General features: G+C 45.2%; 2 protein-coding genes. Both read left to right on the top strand.

Features of this window, described 5'->3' with window-relative positions:
- Positions 1-15 precede the first annotated feature (15 nt).
- A complete protein-coding gene (locus A3761_RS20400) occupies positions 16-966 on the top strand; it encodes an ABC transporter ATP-binding protein (RefSeq protein ID WP_068514691.1) in 951 nt (316 codons plus the stop codon).
- On the top strand, positions 963-1,697 hold the full coding sequence (locus A3761_RS20395; protein ID WP_068514694.1) for an ABC transporter permease: 735 nt from the start codon (positions 963-965) through the stop codon (positions 1,695-1,697). Before A3761_RS20400 ends, A3761_RS20395 begins: the two co-directional genes overlap by 4 nt.
- Positions 1,698-1,745 lie beyond the last annotated feature (48 nt).

Raw genomic sequence — 1,745 nt, 5'->3', positions numbered from 1 at the left:
AATTCAGAGTAAACCATGATACAAGTTTCCAATCTTACTAAAAATTTTGATGACTTCTGCGCTGTAAATAATATCAGCTTTACTGTCAAACCTGGTGAAGTCTTAGGGTTTCTAGGGCCAAATGGCGCAGGTAAATCAACAACAATGAAGATCCTGACAGGGTTTTTGGCACCCAGTGAGGGGCAGATAGCGGTAATGGGACATGATGTTTTATCGGACCCGATTGCCGCCAAGAAAGAAATTGGTTATCTGCCTGAAGGTGCACCTGCTTATGCAGATATGACGGTTATCGCATCACTAAGGTTTATCGGTCAGGTGCGAGGTTTTTCTGGGGCTCAGCTGCAGACCCGAATTGACCAGGTTGTGGAAAAGGTCGCGTTGGAACCGGTTCTGAACAAGAAGGTAGAAAACCTGTCGAAAGGTTATTGCCGCCGTTTGGGGATCGCCCAGGCCTTGATTCATGATCCCAAAGTGCTAATTCTGGATGAGCCGACTGATGGCTTGGACCCAAACCAAAAACATCAGGTTCGACAGTTAATCCACGATTTGTCAGAAGACAAGATTGTTATTGTCTCGACGCATATACTTGAAGAGGTGAGTGCGGTTTGTTCTCGTGCCATGATTTTGGCTCAAGGAGCCATCGTCTTTGATGGAACGCCTGAAGAACTAGCTGCCATGTCAGAGCATCATAACGCGGTGACAGTCAGGCTTTCAGAACATAATGAAGACATTATCAGACAGCTGCAAGCTTTACCGCAGGTTGAATCAGTTGATAGTGACTCGACAGGTTCAATCAAGGCTTACCCAGTGAATGGGCAGGCGATTCTTGCACCAATTAACTCCGTGTTACATGCCGCCAATTGTCAGATAGAAGAACTGCATGTCGAGACGGGGCAGTTGGATGATGTCTTTAGGAAGGTAACAATCGAAGCAGAGCAGGCTGCTCGTACGGGAGGTCGCTCATGAACGTCATGAATATTGTATTAAAAAGGGAGTTGGCGAGTTATTTCTCAACGCCTGTCGCTTATATCTTTATCGTTATATTTCTAATGCTCAGTGGTGTGTTTACTTTCTATTTGGGGCATTTCTTTGAGCAAGGTCAGGCTGACCTTGGGGCTTTCTTTAACTTCATTCCCTGGCTATATCTTGTTTTGGTGCCTGCAGTGGCGATGCGCTTATGGTCTGAGGAACGTCGCAGTGGCACCATTGAGTTGCTAATGACTTTACCTCTATCTACTTTGGAGCTGGTGGTTGCCAAGTTTCTTGCGGCGTGGCTTTTTATCGGTCTGGCTTTGCTTTTGACCTTCCCTTTATGGATAACCGTTAACTATCTTGGGGAGCCTGATAATGGCGTGATTTTCGCTGGATATATTGGTTCATGGCTAATGTCTGGTGGTTTTTTGGCGATAGGTTCATGCCTGTCAGCAACAACGAAAAACCAGATAATTGCCTTTATTCTAACCTTGGTGGTGTGCTTTCTAATGGTGGTAGCAGGGTTTCCAATTGTTCAGGATGTTTTCTCGTCTTGGGCGCCGTTGTGGTTGGTTGATGGCTTCGCTAACCTAAGCTTCCTGACTCACTTCGATGCGATATCCCGTGGTGTTATTGATTTGCGCGATTTTGTTTATTTTCTTGTGCTCATTTCGGCCTGGCTCTATGCCACTGTTTTGGTCGTTGATATGAAGAAAGCGGATTAAGGGGAGATAGACATGACTAATTTAAAATCATCTAAAGGTTTATTGATT

This window comes from Oleiphilus sp. HI0123, from assembly GCF_001635315.1.
This window is presented reverse-complemented; position numbering and strand designations above follow the sequence as displayed.

Coding starts and splice junctions, on each gene's coding strand:
- A3761_RS20400 (WP_068514691.1), top strand. CDS start 16: ATGATACAAGTTTCCAATCTTACTAAAAATTTTGATGACTTCTGCGCT.
- A3761_RS20395 (WP_068514694.1), top strand. CDS start 963: ATGAACGTCATGAATATTGTATTAAAAAGGGAGTTGGCGAGTTATTTC.